Here is a 15,435-nt window from a genome sequence, read left to right as displayed (position 1 = left end):
AATGAGTGTCATGCGGTTCCTGGGAGCCAACAGTCGCGAAGCCATGCGTCAGGTGCGTGCGGCGCTTGGCGATGAAGCCCTGATTCTGGCCAACCGACATACCGAGCAGGGGGTCGAGATCCTGGCGATGGCCGAGTCGACAGCACCGGCTTCCAGCGAGGGGACTTCCCATAAGCAGCCCGAGCCCGAGGGTGCTGCGGCCCGAGCGGTGCCGACAAGCGCAGACCCGGCTCAGTCGCAGGTGCAGGCCTTCGAGGCCATGAGCGCCAGACTGCTCGAGGAGATGCGTGATATGCGCGCCCTGCTGGCACGCGAGAGAAGCCGGCCGGAGGCGGGTGGTACGGTCGGCGAGCAGTTCGTGCGGGCAATGCTCGAAGCGGGCTTCAGCCCGGCGCTGGCCGAAGAGGTCGTGGCGTCGTTGCCGGAAGAGCTGGCTGAGGTCGAAGCGCTGGACGAGCGTGCCATGGCCTGGCTCGTGCGCCAGCTATCCAAGCGACTCGAAGGCCTGGACGACGAAGCCGCCTTCATGGACCGTGCCGGTATCGTGGCGCTGATCGGTCCTACCGGAGTAGGCAAGACCACCACCACGGCCAAGCTGACGGCACGCTACGTCATGCGCCACGGCACCCGGCCGGTGGCGCTGGTGACCACCGACAGCTTCCGTATCGGCGCCCATGAGCAACTGCGCATCTATTCGCGGCTGCTCGACGTTCCCATGTACGCTCTCAACGCCGACCAGCCGGTATCGGATCTGCTCGAGCGCATGAAAGGCAAGTCATGCGTGATCATCGATACGGTAGGCATGAGCCAGCGCGATCAACGCGTGATTGAACAGATCGGTCACCTGCGCGGCGGCGACACCTCGGTGCGTCTGGTGCTGCTGCTCAATTCTGCCAGTCAGCCGGAGACCCTGGAGGAGGTGGTGGTGCGCTATCGTCAGGCGGCCCAGGCAGCCGGCGGCGAGATTACCGACTGCATCATCACCAAGCTGGACGAGGCGGGCAGGTTGGCCCCTGTGCTGGACATCATCATGCGCCACGGGCTGCGGCTGCTGTTCGTCTCTCACGGCCAGCGGGTGCCGGAGGACATGGCCCTGGCCGAGCCCGTCTCGCTCATCGAGCAGTGTCTGGCCAATCGTGTGCCCCTGGCTCGTTCCACCGCCTCGCCGACGGCCCCAGACATCTCCTCGCGCGGTGCCGGCAATCTGCTGGGGCAGGGGCGCCGACTGGCTACGGTGCTGCAGGCGTTGCGCCAGCGCTTGCCGGCCTTCGACGGGCTGGAATCCGTATGGAACTTGCTGGGTTTGCCGGCTTCCGTGCAGCAGCAGCGTCTCGATGCGCTGCTGGCGGATCATCCCCGGCCTGGCCAGGCCCACGGCATGCTTTGGAGCGAGCGGCGACGGGTTCCGGGCGAACACTGGGCGATGCCTGATGTGGCACTGAATGCAGAGGGAACCTGGCTGGCGCTGCCGCTGTTGCAGCATCGCCAGGTGGCGGGCCAACAGGCGCGTCTCGAAAACGCGTTGCAGCACCACGATGCCGGTGTGCATCTGATGAATGGGCTACCCGATGCCGAGGCCGGCGACTGGCTGGAGCGCCAGGGCGTGTCCTGGTGCAGCCAGGTTCGGGGCAGTCTGCGGGTCGCCCATGCGGGCGAGCGTCACAGCTTGGCGGCGCTGGAGTCGATGGCCGAGGCCACCGGCCAGGCTAGCTGCCGCTTCCGCGGCGCTTCGGCACGCCTCATGCTCGCGACGCTGCCGGTAGAGGTGAGCTTCAAGGGCAGCCGCCGTGAACGGTCGGGCTTCGACGCGCAGGCCTGGTTTGGTGAGGTTCGCGATGCGGAGAGCGGCAAGGCCTTGGCCAGACGCTATTGGATCGTTCCCGCCGAGCTGAGCCACGATCCCCAGCCGCTGCTGCTCGCGCTGCTGCAAGCCGATGTGCTGCCGCAACTCGCTCGCCGCGCCTGGCAGCGCCTCGAGCATGCTGAAGCTGGCGATCTGCGTGCCGATGTCCGCTTGCTCATGGCCAGCGGACTGGCCACGGTGGCAGCCCACCTCGACCTTGCCGAAGACGAGGCCGCCATGGATCTCAGAGCCGAGCTGTTGGGCCTCGGCGGTGGGCGTCGCCGACGCCGAGACGTGGCGCTGCTCGAGTCTCTACTACAACTTTTCCTGGTGCGCGATGCCATTCGCCACCTTGGCCTCGGTGAACGGGAGACAGGCTAGATGGGATGGGACCAGGCCGCGGGCTTGCGCCAATGGGCAAATGGAACGACGCAGGATGAGTGCCCGACACACGTGGCCGAGATGCTGGTCGAGCTGGCCACAGGAAACAAGGCGGAGAATGTCCGACCCAAGCGGTCCAGTGCTCAGCCTGCCGGCACCAAGGCGGCGGTGGAGCGACCGAGGCCGCCGCGCAGTGAGGGGGAGCGGACGCTGATGGTGCTGGGCCTGCCGGGCACTGCCGAGCGACACACTGCACGAGTCACCGAGCTGCTTGAAAGCTGGGCGCAGGAAGGGCGGCGCTGGGTAGGCGATCCCGGCAGCTGGCGTATCGTGGCGCTACCGATCTCCAGCCCGCATCTGTCGCTGCTGGCAGCGCAGCAGTCGCAGTGGGCGCTGTGGATAGACGACGATCTGGAGGCGTTCCGCCGCGGTTATCGCATGCTCAAGCAGATCGCCGAGCAGGGTGGCCCGCGTCGCTTGATTGCCGTGCACCCGTCGGGCGTGGGGCGCCAGGGCCTGTTGAGCAATCTCCAGTACGTTGCGGAAGCGTATTTCGATATCGAACTGTTGGTATTGGCGCGATGAAACCGACCAGGTTGGGGCAACTCTGTTTGCTGACCCTTGGCGGGCTGTGGGCGGGCATGGCTCAGGCGGCCGGCAGTTGGGTGGCCACGGCGCCTGCCGTGCACGTCGTCATGGCCGAGCGACCCGCCATGTCCGCTGCCTTGTTGCCGCCATCTCCCGAACTGGCACACGGGCAGGTGATGGGCCGCGTGGTCTGGCAGTTTCAGCCGCCAGCCGGCAGGGAGGTGAACGCCTGGCTCTGCCATCCGGGGGCCTGCATTCGCCTGCCCGGGCCGCGAGGGCAGACCGAGGCACTGGCCGGTGTGCCGGCGGATACGCCACTGAACTTTCAGTTTTCCCTACAGGAGCGTGGGCAGCGTGCCGCAACCCTGCAGGGGCTGCAAGTGATCGTGAATCACGACGACCTGCAGTGATTCTGACCCGTCGAGCGCCGATCGGCATCGCTCGAGGGAACCGTCAGCCGCGAGAGCAAGAGCATGTACACAGCACGAGGCAAGATCGAACAGGCAGACCTGCTGGAGGAGTACCTGCCGCTGGTGAGGCGCCAGGCGCTGTCGATGCAGGTTCGACTGCCGGCAAGTATCGAGCTCGATGATCTGATCCAGGCCGGCACCGTGGGGTTGCTCGAGGCGATGGGTCGCTTCGATGCCACTCAGGGGGCGAGTTTCGCTACCTTTGCCAGCCAGCGTATCCGTGGCGCCATGCTGGACGAGCTGCGCAGCCGCGACTGGCTGCCTCGCAGCGTGAGGCGTAATGCCCGGGCGGTCGATGAGGCCGTGCGCAGTCTGGAACAGAAGCTCGGCCGGGCGGCAGACGAGCTTGAGATAGCCGCCGAGCTCGACATGGAGCTCGAGGAGTATCGCCAGCTGCTCAGTGATACCAACAGTGGCCATCTGCTGCCCTTCGAGGTGCTCGTCTCGGAAGGCGCCGAACCCGGCATCGAGGACGCTTCGCTCGATACGCCTTATCACATGCTCATCGACGAGGAGCGGCGTCGGCAACTGGTCGATGGCATCGAGGCACTGCCCGAGCGCGAAAAGCTGCTGATGGCGCTCTATTACCAGGAAGAGCTCAACCTGAAGGAGATCGGCGCCGTGCTCGGTGTCACCGAGTCACGCGTGTGCCAACTGCATAGCCAGGCGGTAAGCCGGTTACGGGCACGCCTGGCGGACAACGACGTCTAGGTTTTCCCAAGCGTAAGGCTTTCTCCAAGCACCCGGCGCGGTTAGGCAGCTCTCGCATGCCTACAGGTTATCCATCAACGCCTTGGTGCTGGCCAGTGCGTTCATGTAGCAGCCATGCAGTCGGTCAGCGGGAACTTCATCGATAGCTTCTTCGACCTGGCGCTCGTGGTTCTCGCACAGGACGAGCACGGCACCGAGAGGTCCGCTGCGATACTTCAATGCCTTGATGATCGGTTCGCCCAAAGGCAGGTGGTCGAGCAAGGTATTGCGATCCTCTTCGAGCAGGGCATCCATCATCGAGAACAGCCCGGTGGTGAAGGCATCCTCGGGATCGAGAGTAGGGAAGGGGGCCGCCAGATGACGGCACATGAAGGCGCGGATCAGCGCCATACGCAGCACGATGCGGGATGAGGGCTGCAGACTTGCCAGGGTCAGGGTCAGGATCAGCCGACGCAGTTCTATCAACCCCAGGATCTGTACCCCACGCTGCAGATCGACCGCCTTGCCGCCAGGATTGAAATAGGTAGAGTTGGCGCGGCGCAGAATCGCCACATGCAGATGAGGCACCTGCACCACCAGCTCGTGCAGTCGGTTGAGGTCACTGCTGTCTTCCTCATAGAGGGCGCGAATCAGGCGAATCTGGGCGGCGCGGTTGCCGTGGCGTCCACGGGGCGGCGAGGAAATGAAGCTGGGGCGTGCCAGATAGTCGCCGTCATAGTAATCGCAGCCCATCATCTGGTAACGCTCCAGGGCATCGCGGCTGTCGAGATTGCCGACCAGTAGCTTGATATTGCGAGCCGGGAGCTTTTCCAGCGTCTTTTCGTCCAGTTCGTTGGGTGAGCTCAGCTGTATGATGTCACAGCGGCCAAGCAACGCCTCGGGATCCTGCTTGAACAGCCGAGAAGGCACGATGACCCGATAGCCTCGCTCACGAATGTCATCCAGGCGCCCGAGCAGCTCGCTATCCAGCGTACTGGCTTCGGCAACGCCAAGCGCTAGCCGCGGTGCCGGGGTGGGCAGCAGTTCGGGGCGATCGAGCCACTCCAGGGGCAGGTCGACGAACAGCGTCCTGTCGCCTAGCAGCCCAGCATCGCCAAGCTCGTAGACGGCGCTGGCCAGGGCCCGGGCGGTAGCGGACATGAGGTCCTCGGCCTCATCCTCGGCGTCGCTGCGCCGGGTGTAGACGAGACGATCCGCCACGTGATGGTGGCTGGCATCGTGAACCGGATGGAGAGCGATGGTGAAAGGCTCTGGACCCCTTTGGTCGGGCATGTGGCTTGGCTCCCTGCTGAGTGTTGCAACACCCAGGTATGTTCTCATGTTTCCAGATATGACGGCGGCTCCGGTGCCGCTTGTCCTGCGCTTGCAGCATCTACAATGCCTGGCGCAGCGCCGCGAGGCCCGGTTCGAGATCCGGTGCGAGGCTCTCGAGGGCGGGGCGCGCATGAAAGAAGCCCTGCTGCTTCGGAATGCCGTGACGCCCCAGCCACAGTGCCTCGTCGCGGGTCTCCACGCCCTCGGCAATCAGGTCGATACCGAGCTCCCCGGCAAGGCTGACGAGGGCTCTGAGAATCGCCTGTCGGCGAACGTCGTCATCGCAACCCATCACCAGGGCGCGGTCTATCTTGAGCCGGTCCGGGTGCAGTATCGTCAACAGATCGAGATTGGCGAAGCCGTTGCCGAAGTCATCCAGGGCAGTGGTGAATCCCATGCTGCGATAGGCTTCGATGATGTTGCGCAAGTGCTCTTGGTCCTGCACCTTTTCGCTTTCGGTAACCTCGAACACCAACCGCTCCGTCGGCCACCCAACCTTCTGGGAAATGGCCAGCGTCGCCTGAATGCACGCCTGGGGTTCGTAAACGGCATTGGGCAGAAAATTGATCGACAGGCTCTCGCGCATGCCGAGCCGGCTGGCAAGCTCGATGGCGCGGATGCGGCAGGCCTGATCGAAGCGGTAGAGCAGGCGGGGCGTCACCTTGGCCAGGATGCTGCCTGCAGATTCGCCGGCGGGCCCTCTCACCAAAGCCTCGTAGGTGATGATTCTGGCCGAGCCCAGATCGACGATCGGCTGGAAGGCCATGGTGAAGTCGAAAGGAAGTTCGCCTTCGCAGCGTTCGCAGTGTCCCTCCTTCTCGGCGCATCGATGCATGGCAACTCCTTCCCGGGCCTGTTCGGTATCGTCTGCGTGTTTGAGCAGTGCAGTGCACTCACCGTCTCGTCTAATCGTCACCGGTCAAGCCCACTTGACCATCCTATCGGCGGTGCTGGTAAAAACTTTAGTCGCTCAGTGAAAATTGATCTGTATCAATTGTTCATAAGCAATCTCGGTATCGAATTAAAGCGCTCGCTATCGCTGCCGATAATTTTCGTTAGACTCGATGCCCGCGCATCACAGGAGCATGAATGAATCCCTCGACTATCATCGGCATGTTTGCCAGTGTCGTGCTGCTCGTCAGCGTCTTGTTCTTCACTGCCGAATCGCCCCAGAGCTTTCTCAATCTGCCGGGGCTGGCCATCGTGCTGGCGGGCACCATGGCGGCGACCTTCATCAGCTATCCGCTCAAGGAAGTCGTCAGGGTGGTGCGTCTGGTGGGGCTGGTGTTTCGGCGCGAGAACACCTACATAAGGGACGACATCAAGGAGCTGGTCGACATCTCGCGACTGTGGTTCAAGGGCGACGTCAGGGCCGTCGAGGCGGCACTGGAGAAGGCGCGCAACCCCTTCCTGCGTACCGGCATTCACTTGGTCATTGCCAACACCAAGGAAGAAGAGATCTTCGATCTGCTGCGCTGGCGCATTGCCCGCCTCAAGGCCCGCGAGCACGCCGAGGCGCAGATATTTCGCACCATGGCAACCTATGCACCGGCCTTCGGCATGATCGGTACCCTGGTGGGGTTGGTCAACATGCTCGAGGTGATGGAGTCCGGTGACCTACACGTGATCGGACCGCGCATGGCGGTGGCCTTGCTGACTACCTTCTACGGCATCCTGCTGGCCAACCTGGTGTTCAAGCCGATCGCCGTGAAGCTGGAGCGGCGCACCGAAGAGCGTCTGATCGCCATGAACATGGTGCTCGAGGGCATCTCGCTCATCACCAAGCGGCGTCTGCCGTCGTTCATCGAGGAGACCCTCAACTCCTTCGTTGCCAACTATCACGATGAAATCCGCGATCCCAGCGTGGCCAAGCGCGACGCTATCGACGATCAGGTGCAGAATGCTGGACCGTAGCACCCGCAACGTGCTGCATCCCCCGGCTTCTGGAGAGGGGGATGAAGAAAGCTGGCTGGTCAGCTACCTGGACGTATTGACGTTGCTGATCACACTGTTCGTGCTACTGCTCTCGCTGGCCGGGAACGGCCTGGCCGTGCAAGGCAGTCGTCATGGCGGCGAGGTGGCCACGGCGATCACTCCTCAGGCCGAGGCGGCGGCACGGATGGTGGCGGGAGCGGGGCTCAAGCCGCAGCACGAGGGGTTGCAGCCGCGCTTGCAGAGTCTGAACATCGAGGGCGTCAGCGTCGCCGAAGGGCAGCGTGGCATCACCCTGCGTATCGATGACAACCTGCTGTTCAGCAGTGGCCAGGCCACCCTGACGGCGCAGGGGCGCGAGGTCCTGAGTGGCTTGCGCGAAACGCTGGAAAGATTCGACGGGGACATTTCGGTCGAAGGGCACACCGACGACATTCCCATCGCCACCGCCCAGTTTCCCTCCAACTGGGAGCTCTCTTCAGCGCGTGCGATCGCCGTGCTGCGCTATCTCTCCGAGCTTGGGGTGTCTTCCCAGCGGCTGCGGGCGGTGGGCTATGCCGACACACGCCCCATGGAGAGCAACGACTCCATCCAGGGGCGTGCCGCCAACCGCCGCGTGGAGCTGCTGTTGCATCAGGAGTTGCGGGATAGCTAGGGGGCGTTAGCCCCCTCAGTGATCGACCCGGCCCAGTAGCAGAAACTCGATCAGCGCCTTCTGGGCATGCAGGCGGTTGCCGGCTTCCTGCCATACCACGGCGCGCGGATCGTCGAGCAGCGTCTCGCTGATCTCCTCGCCGCGGTGGGCCGGCAGGCAGTGCAGGAAGAGCACGTCCGGCTTGGCCAGGTCGAGCAGCGCCTCGCTGACCTGGAAGCCGGCGAAGTCGGCTTCGCGCTTGGCCTGTTCCTCTTCCTGGCCCATCGAGGCCCACACGTCGGTGGTGACCAGATCGGCACCGGCCACGGCTTCGGCGGGGTCGCGCAACAGAGTGACCCGGTCGCCGGCGGCAGCGAGAATGTCCTGGCGCGGCTCGTAGCCCTCGGGGCAGCACACCCGCAGTTGGAAATCGAACTGGCGCGCGGCGTTGATCCACGAGTGGCACATGTTGTTGCCGTCGCCGATCCATACCGCCGTGCGTCCGCGTACGCTGCCGCGCAGTTCGGTCCAGGTCATCACGTCGGCCAGCAGCTGGCAGGGGTGATAATCGTCGGAGAGCGCATTGATCACCGGTACCGAGCTTGCCGCGGCATAGGTCTCGAGGCCGGCATGGGAGAAGGTACGAATCATGACGATGTCGACCATCTCCGCGAGCACCCTGGCGGTGTCCTCGATCGGCTCACCGCGGCCGAGCTGCGTGTCGCGCGGCGAGAGGAACAGCGCGTGGCCACCGAAGTGCGCCATGGCGGTTTCGAACGAGACCCGGGTGCGCGTCGACGACTTCTCGAAGATCATCGCCAGCGTGCGATTGGTGAACGGCGCGTAGACAGGCCCTTGCGCGCGCAGGCGATTCTTGATCGTGATGGCGCGCTGGATCAGGTAGTGCAGCTCGTCGGGACTCAGGTCCAACAGGGTCAGGAAATGGCGTGTCGCCATGGCGATCTCTCCGCGCGAAAAAACCACCATCCTATCCAGCCGGCGGGGGATGCGCAATTCGCTCGTCATCAGTAGAATGGGGCCATGAGTAAAAGACTGAGCGTTGCACTAGGGTATTTTTCCTCTGCATCCTCAGCCACCACATCTTCCAACAGGGAGCGCACATGAGCACTACCATCGAGAACATCCAGCGCCAGATCAGCGAAAACCCCATCCTGATCTACATGAAGGGCACACCCCAGCTGCCGCAGTGCGGCTTTTCCGCCCAGACCGTGCAGGCTCTGATGTCCTGTGGCGAGCGCTTCGCTTTCGTCAACGTGCTGGACAACCCCGACATCCGCGCCGAACTGCCCAAGTATGCCAACTGGCCAACCTTCCCCCAGCTGTGGGTCGACGGCGAGCTGGTGGGCGGCTGCGACATCGTCACCGAGATGTATCAAAGCGGTGAGCTGGAAAAACTGATCAAGGACGCGGCGGCCCGGGCCAACGCCAACGAGGAAGGCGGTAACGCCTGATCCCGTTTCCCCGCAGGGTTCGACAAGGCCCACGAGCTTCGGCTCGTGGGCCTTGTCACTGTTGGGCCGGTACTTGCTCACTTACCTCGGGTTACCAAAACCCAGAACAGAGTCGATTGAAATCCTTCGGTCCCGCTACCACGCTGAACGGGACAAGGCCCGAAATGGATTCAGGCAGCAGGTGGCTTCGAACGCAAGGCGAATACCGCCGGGAACGTCGTTCGCCGCCTCCTGAAACGACAGGGAGGAAGCATGCAAACGCCTTTGGAAATCACCTACCAGCATGTCTCGCGCTCGGCGTGGATCGATGAGTACGTACGCTCCCGCGTGGCCAAGCTTGAGAATTTCAGCAAGGATATCGTCTCCTGCCGCGTCACCATCGAGCAGACCCAGAATCCCCACAAGACAGGCAACCCCTATCGAGCCCAGGTCGAAGTGACCTTACCGGCCAAGGGTGAACTCGTGGCCGAGAAGAGCGACAAGGTAACCGACCCCCAGGTCCAGCTTCGCCCCATCATTCGCAGCGCCTTCGAAGCGATGGAGAAGCAGCTCAAGAAGCAGACCGCCAAGCGTGACGGCAAGGTCAAGCAGCACAACGACGAGCCATTGCCGCCGGTGGCGACGGTAGTGCGCATGTTCGAGAAGGATGGCTACGGCTTTCTCAAGAGCATCAGCGGCCAGGAATATTACTTTCACCGCAATGCGGTGCTGCACGGCGACTTCGACCGCTTGACCGTGGGTACCCGGGTGCGTTTCGAGCCTAACGAAGGCGACGAAGGACTACAGGCCAGCTCCATACAGATCATCGACAAGCCCGGCGTGGGCGGCGCGGCGGATGGTGAGGACGACCTCGACATGCCCGCCGGCTGGGAGCAGGAGCCCCGTCACTGAGAGCCTGTAGTACTGAGAGAGCCCTGTACTGAGAGAGCCCTGTACTGAGAGCCCTGGAGCAGAGCGTCAGAGTTCCTCGAGGCCCTGCTCACGCTGCGCCAGCGCCCAGCCGCCGAGGTCCTTGTAGCGGTTGACGATGGCGCAGAACAGCTCGGCGGTGCGCTCGGTGTCGTAGCGTGCCGAGTGCGCTTCCTGGTTGTCGAAGGGGATGCCCGCCGCACGACAGGCCCGAGCCAGTACCGTCTGGCCGTAGACCAGCCCCGAAAGGCTGGCGGTGTCGAAGCTGGAAAAGGGATGGAAGGGGTTGCGCTTGATGCCGCAGCGGTTGACCGCGGCATTGAGAAAGCCATGATCGAATGCGGCGTTGTGGCCCACCAGCACGGCGCGGGTGCAGCCGTGGGACTTGATCGCCTTGCGCACCGGGCGAAAGATCTCACCCAGGGCTTCGGCCTCGGAAAGCGCGACCTTCTGGCGCAGCGGGTCGTCGAGCTTGATCCCGGTGAAGTCGAGCGCCGACTGTTCCACGTTGGCGCCGGAGAAGGGCTGCACATGGTAGGCGTAGGTGGCGTCGGGCATCAGGTTGCCTTCCGGGTCCATCGTCAGCGTCACCGCGGCGATTTCGAGAATGGCGTCGCGTTCGGCGTTGAAACCGCCGGTTTCTAGATCGACCACCACCGGCAGGAAACTGCGAAACCGCTGGGCCATCAACTCGCGGGTGATCGCCTCGCTCATGCGCCTCTCCTCATCACTTCCCTCTCGCTGCCTGTCGCTGTCGTCGTATCGCCGTGGTACTGGCCAGCCATGGCCAGGCCGCTGCGTTTGGAGCAAAAGTCTATCAGCTTGGCTGCGATACGTCCTGTCGCCGGTATTCGCCAGCCGGCAGCCACGCTATACTGCTCGCTCTGTGACGTTTACCTGAGAGGAGCCCCCGAATGTCCGATGTCAAGAAGGTCGTGCTTGCCTATTCCGGCGGCCTGGACACGTCCGTCATCGTCAAGTGGTTGCAGGAAACCTACAACTGCGAAGTCGTGACCTTTACCGCCGACATCGGTCAGGGCGAGGAAGTCGAGCCGGCGCGTACCAAGGCCCAGGCGCTGGGTGTGAAGGAAATTTACATCGAGGACCTGCGTGAAGAGTTCGTGCGCGACTACGTCTATCCGATGTTCCGTGCCAACACGATTTACGAAGGCGAGTACCTGCTGGGTACCTCCATCGCGCGTCCGCTGATCGCCAAGCGCCTGATCGAGATCGCCAACGAGACCGGTGCCGATGCCATCTCCCACGGCGCCACCGGCAAGGGCAACGACCAGGTACGCTTCGAGATGGGTGCCTACGCGCTCAAGCCCGGCGTCAAGGTGATCGCGCCGTGGCGCGAGTGGGACCTCACTTCCCGCGAAAAGCTGATGGCCTACTGCGAGCAGCACGACATTCCCGTCGACTTCTCCAAGAGCAAGAAGAAGTCGCCGTACTCCATGGACGCCAACCTGCTGCACATCTCCTACGAGGGCGGCATCCTCGAGGATCCGTGGGCCGAGGCCGAGGAGGACATGTGGCGCTGGAGCGTGTCGCCCGAGGCCGCGCCGGATGAGCCCACCTACGTCGAGCTCACCTATGACAAGGGTGACGTCGTCGCCATCGACGGCAAGCCGATGAAGCCCCACGAAGTGCTCGAGAGGCTCAACAAGCTGGGCGGCGACAACGGTATCGGCCGTCTCGACATCGTCGAGAACCGCTATGTCGGCATGAAGTCCCGCGGCTGCTATGAAACACCGGGTGGCACCATCATGCTGCGCGCCCACCGCGCCATCGAATCGATCACCCTCGACCGTGAGGAAGCGCACCTCAAGGACGAGCTGATGCCCAAGTACGCCAAGGTGATCTACAACGGCTACTGGTGGAGTCCGGAGCGTCGCATGCTCCAGGCTGCCATCGACGAGACACAGAAGAACGTCTGCGGCGTGGTGCGCATGAAGCTCTACAAGGGCAATGCCACCGTGGTCGGTCGCAAGTCCGAGCAGTCGCTGTTCGACGAGTCCATCGCCACCTTCGAGGACGATGCCGGCGCCTACAATCAGAAGGATGCCGAGGGCTTCATCAAGCTCAACGCCCTGCGTCTGCGGATAGCGGCCGGCAAGGGCCGCCAACAGGCCTGATTTGCCCGTTTCGCTGCGATGATGCGCCGGCCCCAGGGCCGGCGCTGTCGTCTGTAAGGCACGTAGAGAAGAATTCGTAGGGAAAAACGGTAGTGGAGAGAACGATGCTGAAGAAATTACTGGGTGGGCTGTTCGGCAGCGGTGACGCCAAGCCGGGCACGGCCAAGGCCGCCGAGCCGGTGGAGTACAACGGCTACCAGATCGTCTCGGAGCCGGTCGAGCAGGGCGGCCAGTACCGCGTCAGCGGCTGGATTCGCAAGCCGGGTGCCGACGGTGAGGTGCTCGAGCATCGCTTCGAGCGCTCCGATCTGGTGCCGGGCCGTGAGGCTTGCGACCAGTTGATGGTGAGCAAGGCGCAGCGCTACATCGATCAGGTCGGCGACGGCATGTTCGAGCCGCGCTGAGCGCCGGTCGTAGCGGAGGATCGCGCCGCTTTCTCATCCCTTGGCCCAAGTGTGTGGCGGTGGTCGTCTCGATACACTACTCCTAACGCATATTAGCGATGGGAGACGGTATGCAACTACTCCATCGGGCCTCGCCCTGGCGTGAACTCTTCGCAGGCGATATGCCACCAGCGTCGGCAACCTTGCTGGCGCCGCTGTGCGAAGCGCTGGACGAACTGGAGCTGGCGACCGATCTACCTGCCGCCCATGCCTGGCAGCCGCGGCTGGTCGAGGCGCTCGAGCGGCTCGACCTGCCCGCCTGGCGTATCAGCCAACTGATCAGCGATCACAACGAATTGCTATACCGGCGTGCCATTCTGCTCTCGCTCAACGAGATGCAGGGACAGGGCTGGGGCAAGCCCCCGGTGGAATTCTGCGTACTGACGCTGGGTTCTGCCGGGCGTCACGAAAGCCTGTTGGGGCCCGATCAGGACAACGCCATGATCGTGGCCGACTACCCGGACGCCCGTCATACCGAGATCGACGGCTTCTTCCAGGCGTTGGGCGAACGCTTCACCGCGCGCCTCGACGAGGCGGGCATACCGCTGTGCAATGGCCATGTGATGGCACGCTGGCCGATGTGGCGCAAGCGCCTCTCCGAGTGGTGCGAACAGCTAACTCTGTGGACCCAGGACCGGCGGGTCAAGCGCGTACAACAGAGCAACATCCTGCTCGATTTTCATCCGGCCTTCGGCGATGCTGCGCTTGCCGACGCCCTGGCCGAACATGTTCGTCTCATCATGCCCAGGGCCAGCCTGTTCCTCGACGAGATGGCGCAGCTGCTCGATGAACTGCCGGTGGCACTGGACCGCTTCGGGCGGCTGGCTGGAGACGGCGACGGAGCGCCCCACGAGAATGCCCTGAACCTCAAGCGTCAGGGGCTGTTGCCGCTGGTCAATGCCGTGCGCCTGTTGGCGCTGCGCCATGGCGTAAGTGTGCCAGATACGCGCCTGCGGCTGCCGGCGCTGGTACTCAAGGGGGCTCTGACGGCGCAGCAGGCCAGGGCGGGCATCGCGGCGTTTGACCGCCTGCAGGAGCTGCTGCTGCAGGCGCAACTGGTGAGCCTGAAGGCGGGTGGGGCGCCGGACGGCTGGGTCGACGCGACCCGGCTGGAAGAGGACCAGCGTCTGCTGCTGCGTCACGATATGCAGGTCATCCGCCGCCTGGTGCGAATGGCACAGAGCGGCCGCAGATAGCGGCTGGCACCGAGGTGGCGAATCTCTGGCTCACCTCACCGCGGCGAGTGTGGCAAGCAGCTCGAAAGCGGTGTTATGGGCGTGGCAATATAACGTCATCAGCTGATCCTTTTCACCGGAGAGCCCTGATTCACGCATGGCAAAGTGGCGCTCCGTCGCTTCGATGCGCTGCAAGACGCTCCCATAGTCTCCCTTGCGATGCAGAATGGCCTCGGTCGTTGCGGCATCCAGCTCGAGGCATTCGAGAAACTCTTCCCGGGAAACACCGAGCAATAGCTCTGCCGTGGATATCAGGCCGATGAAATAGGCATCCTGTTCTCGCAGTGCATCCTGTTTCGCCAGCATTTCGCACGCTTTAGCTCGCGTCAGCGCCAACTCGGCATGTTCCGACTTTGCATCACCGAGTAATCCGAACAAGGCGACCCAACTGGTCAACTGACGTAAGCCCAGGTGCGTAACGACACCATGCAATGAATTGATAGGAGCACGAGGGCGATAGAAGGCACTGTTGGCCACCCGGGTCAATTTGAGAGCCAACTCCGGGTCGGCCTCTATCAGTGCGATGATTTCATCGATGCCGGGTTCCGGTTGGTGCAGGACGTGAAGCAAGGCGGTCGCGTGGAGCGAGGCGGTAGGAATTTTCTTGCCATATACCGGAGTGGGGCGCGCATAGTAATACCCTTGAAAGAGATCGAAACCCAACTGTAGGTAGATATCCCGCTCTTTCAGGGTCTCGATGCGTTCTGCCACCCATTTGAGATTCAGGTGGGAAAGTCTCTCTTTATGTCGCTTTACTTCTGCTGGCGCTACGGACGAGATATCGACCTTGATGTAGGAGGCCATGCTGATCAGGGGCTCCCAGCTGGGTTTGAAGGCAAAATCGTCCAGTGCGAACCGATACCCTCGAGCATGGAGACACTGTACGGCTTCGATCAACTCCTGGGTGGGCTGCAGGCGCTCTACCAGCTCGACCACGATATGGTCGGGCGTTAGAGGCAGGAAATGTGGCGACAATAGAATCTCAGCGGATACGTTGACGAAGGCAGGCACCTTGAACGCATTGACTCTCTGCGTGATGGCGGTGCAGAGCTGATACACAACTTCTGCAGTTGCGACATCCTCGCCGACATCCGCCACGCTAAGCCCGGTTTCGCTGCGGTACAAGAGTTCGACTGCATTTATCTTGCCGTGCCGGTCGAAGATCGGCTGTGAGGCCAACAGAAGGCTAGTTGCACTACCGGTTCCCTGTGTCATACCCATGCTCTCGGATTGCCGCTCCTCCTGATGAGATCGGCTGAAATGAATTTTTCTTTAACTCAGGTTAAGAAAATATGACCCTTTGTGAAAAGCTGGTTAGGCCAGCGTGGCAGCCAAGTCTGCGGGAAACGGGCGGCAGGTCTAACTGCG

16 protein-coding genes are annotated in these 15,435 nt (G+C 63.0%); 11 read left to right on the top strand and 5 right to left on the bottom strand.

Annotation, left to right across the window (positions count from 1 at the left end):
• Position 1 precedes the first annotated feature (1 nt).
• The 4 genes from flhF to B8115_RS16180 all read left to right on the top strand — a co-directional run bounded on the left by flhF (position 2) and on the right by B8115_RS16180 (position 3,993).
• Entirely contained in the window at positions 2-2,224 is a 2,223-nt protein-coding gene (gene flhF, locus B8115_RS16195; protein ID WP_026038174.1) for a flagellar biosynthesis protein FlhF, read from the top strand.
• A gap of 81 nt (positions 2,225-2,305) precedes the next feature.
• Positions 2,306-2,809, top strand: a complete 504-nt coding sequence (locus B8115_RS16190) for a hypothetical protein (protein ID WP_370542923.1) — start codon at positions 2,306-2,308, stop codon at positions 2,807-2,809.
• The gene (locus B8115_RS16185) at positions 2,806-3,222 is read left to right on the top strand and encodes a flagellar protein FlhE (RefSeq protein WP_035591396.1); all 417 of its coding nucleotides are present in this window, start codon (positions 2,806-2,808) and stop codon (positions 3,220-3,222) included. The genes B8115_RS16190 and B8115_RS16185 overlap by 4 nt, the downstream gene beginning before the upstream one ends.
• Positions 3,223-3,285: 63 nt before the next feature.
• Complete coding sequence (locus tag B8115_RS16180; protein ID WP_010628874.1) at positions 3,286-3,993, top strand: RNA polymerase sigma factor FliA; 708 nt, start codon at positions 3,286-3,288, stop codon at positions 3,991-3,993.
• 60 nt (positions 3,994-4,053) lie between these two features.
• Here B8115_RS16180 and B8115_RS16175 read toward each other — a convergent pair whose 3' ends face one another.
• Positions 4,054-5,265 carry an EAL and HDOD domain-containing protein gene (locus B8115_RS16175; RefSeq protein WP_010628873.1) on the bottom strand — a complete coding sequence of 404 codons (1,212 nt, stop codon included), beginning with the start codon at positions 5,263-5,265 and terminating at the stop codon, positions 4,054-4,056.
• Positions 5,266-5,365: 100 nt separating this feature from the next.
• Entirely contained in the window at positions 5,366-6,142 is a 777-nt protein-coding gene (locus tag B8115_RS16170) for an EAL domain-containing protein (RefSeq protein WP_010628872.1), read from the bottom strand.
• Between the two features lie 254 nt (positions 6,143-6,396).
• Between B8115_RS16170 and B8115_RS16165 the strand changes: the two genes are divergently transcribed.
• Together B8115_RS16165 and B8115_RS16160 are read left to right on the top strand one after the other, a co-directional pair.
• Positions 6,397-7,221: a motility protein A gene (locus B8115_RS16165; RefSeq protein ID WP_010628871.1), complete on the top strand. Its 825-nt coding sequence runs from the start codon at positions 6,397-6,399 to the stop codon at positions 7,219-7,221.
• Positions 7,208-7,894: an OmpA family protein gene (locus tag B8115_RS16160; protein WP_010628870.1), complete on the top strand. Its 687-nt coding sequence runs from the start codon at positions 7,208-7,210 to the stop codon at positions 7,892-7,894. The genes B8115_RS16165 and B8115_RS16160 overlap by 14 nt, the downstream gene beginning before the upstream one ends.
• Positions 7,895-7,909: 15 nt before the next feature.
• Here the strand turns inward: B8115_RS16160 and argF are convergent, their stop codons facing one another.
• Positions 7,910-8,830, bottom strand: a complete 921-nt coding sequence (gene argF, locus B8115_RS16155; protein WP_010628869.1) for an ornithine carbamoyltransferase — start codon at positions 8,828-8,830, stop codon at positions 7,910-7,912.
• A gap of 164 nt (positions 8,831-8,994) precedes the next feature.
• Between argF and B8115_RS16150 the strand changes: the two genes are divergently transcribed.
• The gene (locus B8115_RS16150) at positions 8,995-9,345 is read left to right on the top strand and encodes a Grx4 family monothiol glutaredoxin (protein WP_010628868.1); all 351 of its coding nucleotides are present in this window, start codon (positions 8,995-8,997) and stop codon (positions 9,343-9,345) included.
• 252 nt (positions 9,346-9,597) lie between these two features.
• Positions 9,598-10,236 (top strand): HPF/RaiA family ribosome-associated protein, encoded by a 639-nt coding sequence (locus B8115_RS16145; protein ID WP_026038172.1) that lies wholly within the window; start codon positions 9,598-9,600, stop codon positions 10,234-10,236.
• Between the two features lie 66 nt (positions 10,237-10,302).
• Here B8115_RS16145 and rnt read toward each other — a convergent pair whose 3' ends face one another.
• Positions 10,303-10,968, bottom strand: a complete 666-nt coding sequence (rnt, locus tag B8115_RS16140; protein WP_010628866.1) for a ribonuclease T — start codon at positions 10,966-10,968, stop codon at positions 10,303-10,305.
• A 200-nt stretch (positions 10,969-11,168) separates the two neighbouring features.
• On the opposite strand from rnt, the gene B8115_RS16135 reads away from it, so the two are divergent.
• The 3 genes from B8115_RS16135 (at position 11,169) to B8115_RS16125 (ending at position 14,028) form a co-directional block, all read left to right on the top strand.
• The gene (locus tag B8115_RS16135; protein ID WP_010628865.1) at positions 11,169-12,389 is read left to right on the top strand and encodes an argininosuccinate synthase; all 1,221 of its coding nucleotides are present in this window, start codon (positions 11,169-11,171) and stop codon (positions 12,387-12,389) included.
• A 104-nt stretch (positions 12,390-12,493) separates the two neighbouring features.
• Positions 12,494-12,793, top strand: a complete 300-nt coding sequence (locus tag B8115_RS16130; RefSeq protein WP_010628864.1) for an HlyU family transcriptional regulator — start codon at positions 12,494-12,496, stop codon at positions 12,791-12,793.
• A gap of 110 nt (positions 12,794-12,903) precedes the next feature.
• A complete protein-coding gene (locus B8115_RS16125; RefSeq protein ID WP_010628863.1) occupies positions 12,904-14,028 on the top strand; it encodes a DUF294 nucleotidyltransferase-like domain-containing protein in 1,125 nt (374 codons plus the stop codon).
• A 30-nt stretch (positions 14,029-14,058) separates the two neighbouring features.
• Here the strand turns inward: B8115_RS16125 and B8115_RS16120 are convergent, their stop codons facing one another.
• Positions 14,059-15,282, bottom strand: coding sequence for an EAL and HDOD domain-containing protein (locus B8115_RS16120; protein ID WP_051004658.1), 1,224 nt, complete (start codon positions 15,280-15,282; stop codon positions 14,059-14,061).
• Positions 15,283-15,435 lie beyond the last annotated feature (153 nt).

Origin of the sequence: Halomonas sp. KM-1, from assembly GCF_000246875.1 — a bacterium.
GTDB classification, from domain to species: domain Bacteria; phylum Pseudomonadota; class Gammaproteobacteria; order Pseudomonadales; family Halomonadaceae; genus Halomonas; species Halomonas aerodenitrificans.
Note: the sequence above shows the minus strand (reverse complement) of the source record. Positions and strands in the feature narration are given on the sequence as shown.

Excerpts from the sequence above, each read along its gene's own strand:
- B8115_RS16130 (WP_010628864.1), top strand. The coding sequence starts at position 12,494 with ATGCTGAAGAAATTACTGGGTGGGCTGTTCGGCAGCGGTGACGCCAAG.
- argF (WP_010628869.1), bottom strand. The coding sequence starts at position 8,830 with ATGGCGACACGCCATTTCCTGACCCTGTTGGACCTGAGTCCCGACGAG.
- B8115_RS16185 (WP_035591396.1), top strand. The coding sequence starts at position 2,806 with ATGAAACCGACCAGGTTGGGGCAACTCTGTTTGCTGACCCTTGGCGGG.
- B8115_RS16170 (WP_010628872.1), bottom strand. The coding sequence starts at position 6,142 with ATGCATCGATGCGCCGAGAAGGAGGGACACTGCGAACGCTGCGAAGGC.
- B8115_RS16165 (WP_010628871.1), top strand. The coding sequence starts at position 6,397 with ATGAATCCCTCGACTATCATCGGCATGTTTGCCAGTGTCGTGCTGCTC.
- B8115_RS16145 (WP_026038172.1), top strand. The coding sequence starts at position 9,598 with ATGCAAACGCCTTTGGAAATCACCTACCAGCATGTCTCGCGCTCGGCG.
- B8115_RS16135 (WP_010628865.1), top strand. The coding sequence starts at position 11,169 with ATGTCCGATGTCAAGAAGGTCGTGCTTGCCTATTCCGGCGGCCTGGAC.
- B8115_RS16150 (WP_010628868.1), top strand. The coding sequence starts at position 8,995 with ATGAGCACTACCATCGAGAACATCCAGCGCCAGATCAGCGAAAACCCC.
- B8115_RS16190 (WP_370542923.1), top strand. The coding sequence starts at position 2,306 with ATGCTGGTCGAGCTGGCCACAGGAAACAAGGCGGAGAATGTCCGACCC.
- B8115_RS16125 (WP_010628863.1), top strand. The coding sequence starts at position 12,904 with ATGCAACTACTCCATCGGGCCTCGCCCTGGCGTGAACTCTTCGCAGGC.
- rnt (WP_010628866.1), bottom strand. The coding sequence starts at position 10,968 with ATGAGCGAGGCGATCACCCGCGAGTTGATGGCCCAGCGGTTTCGCAGT.
- B8115_RS16160 (WP_010628870.1), top strand. The coding sequence starts at position 7,208 with ATGCTGGACCGTAGCACCCGCAACGTGCTGCATCCCCCGGCTTCTGGA.
- B8115_RS16120 (WP_051004658.1), bottom strand. The coding sequence starts at position 15,282 with ATGACACAGGGAACCGGTAGTGCAACTAGCCTTCTGTTGGCCTCACAG.
- B8115_RS16175 (WP_010628873.1), bottom strand. The coding sequence starts at position 5,265 with ATGCCCGACCAAAGGGGTCCAGAGCCTTTCACCATCGCTCTCCATCCG.
- flhF (WP_026038174.1), top strand. The coding sequence starts at position 2 with ATGAGTGTCATGCGGTTCCTGGGAGCCAACAGTCGCGAAGCCATGCGT.
- B8115_RS16180 (WP_010628874.1), top strand. The coding sequence starts at position 3,286 with ATGTACACAGCACGAGGCAAGATCGAACAGGCAGACCTGCTGGAGGAG.